The sequence below is a fragment of the Actinosynnema sp. genome (genome assembly GCF_052038725.1).
Genome location: NZ_JBQGCX010001481.1, coordinates 1 through 1,840, shown reverse-complemented (window position 1 = coordinate 1,840; position 1,840 = coordinate 1). Strand labels below are relative to the sequence as shown.

Annotated in this window: 1 protein-coding gene; it reads right to left on the bottom strand. The window is 69.1% G+C overall.

Annotated elements, in window-relative coordinates; genetic code table 11:
* Positions 1 to 33 precede the first annotated feature (33 nt).
* Entirely contained in the window at positions 34 to 1,617 is a 1,584-nt protein-coding gene (locus ACTUAL_RS31280; protein ID WP_440902747.1) for an NAD(P)-binding domain-containing protein, read from the bottom strand.
* Positions 1,618 to 1,840 lie beyond the last annotated feature (223 nt).

The following is a 1,840-nucleotide window of genomic DNA, read 5'->3' as shown; positions in this document are numbered from 1 at the left end:
CCTGGCGGGCCCGCGCGTGCAGCGCGCGCTGCGTCACGACGCCACCGGGGCGACGGGGGAGCGGTGGGCGGAGAGGAACGCGCGCAGCGGGGACCGGTGCACGTCCTCGCTGTCCCACTCGTTCTCCAGGTTCTCCGTCATGTGGTGCTCCCCGACCAGCTCGGCGCCCTCGTAGACCCGCACCACCGGGTGCAGGTAGCGCCCGTCCAGGCCCTGCACGTCGTCCTGGGACTTGCGCCCGGCCGTCACGTCGAACGGGTCGACCGCGTCGTGGTCCGCCCCGTACTCCAGGGTGATCACCGCGTGCCTGGCCACCTCGCCGAAGTCGCCGCGCGGCACGGCCGCCGCCGCGTGGTCCACCGGGACCTCCTCGGCGTAGCGCAGCGACCCGTCCGGGGACTGGAGCACCACGTCGCCCAGGAACGCGAACTGCTGCCACAGCGCCGACGAGGTGTTCACCCGCCGCACCACCTCGTCCGCCGCCGCCTCGACCTTCGTCCCCAGGTCGAGGGCGGGCCACGGCACGCCGTGGTGCCGGTGCTCCAGGATGCGGTGCAGCGCGCGCACGCCGTAGCGGAAGCCGTGGATGAAACCGCTGGTCGACTTCTTGAAATCGCGCACCTGGGTGATCGTCCCGGCGAAGTGCAGGTCCGGGACGTTCGGCGACTCCCACGCCTCGGTCTGCGCCGGGAACCGGTTGTTGATGGTCAGCTCCGGGCGGCACTCGGCGCTGAAGGCCGAAGCGTCGAACCGGAATCCCGTAGCCAGCACCACGCGGTCGTACCGGATCTCCTTCACGATCTCGTTCACCCGCTCGAACACCACTTCGACGTGGTACCCGTCGTCGTCCTTGCGGATTCGCCGGATCTTCCCGTCCAGGATCGCGTTCTGCGATTTCAGCTGGTAGGTGTCCAGGAAGTTGTTGTTCACCGCGCGCAGGTGGCCGACGAAGTGCGTGCGCCACGCCAGCTTGAGCGACCCGGCGCCCGCGACGTGGATGACGGCGGCGTTCGCGATCAGGCTGTCGGCGGTCTCGAACGCGGAGTTGCCGCGCCCGACGATCAGCACGCGCTGCCCGGTGAAGCTCTCCGGGTCGGTGTCGAACTCGTCGTAGCGCTCGGCCAGCTCCGCGCCCTCGAAGTCCGGCACGTTCGGCAGCGACACCCCGGTCGCGGCGATGACCCGCTTGGCGCGGAAGGTGTTCCCGTGCTGGTCACGGGCCACGAAGTCGTCCGGCCGGGTGATCTCGACCAGGCGCGTGTTGTACCGCACGTCGAGGCCGTGGGTGGCGGCGAAGTCGGCCAGGTAGCCGACCATCTCGTCCGCGTGCGGGAAGTAGCGCGGGGTCCGCCGGGTGAACAGCGGCTCGTGCTCCTCGGACAGCAGCGAGTTCCAGTCGTTGCGCAGCCGCAGCTCGGGGTCGTCCCAGCCGGTGTGCACCTTGTTGATCGAGATCAGCGTGCGGTGCCGGGGGAACCGGGTGAAGAAGGCGCCCGCGGCCTCGCCCGACTCGACCACCAGGTAGCTGCGTCCCGCTTTCGCCAGGAAATAGCCCGCCTGCAGGCCCGCCGGACCTGCTCCGATCACCAGGTAGTCGACTGCCTCTTCGGTGGGCACCGGGCTTCCTCCTCTTGCCGTGGGCGGAGCGGGAATTGCTGGTTGAACGTTTAATAACCTCTAGTGGAAAGTTGTTGCCGCGTCAACGCCCCGGCCTTCGGGGTGGGTGTCGCAAAAATTGCGCGAACGTTGCGACGACGCGTTCCCGAGACATTCTGTCGAGAACCTGTCGAGTCGTCTCGAAATACGCCACGAGGCGGCAGGGGATCGACCGGCGAGCCCA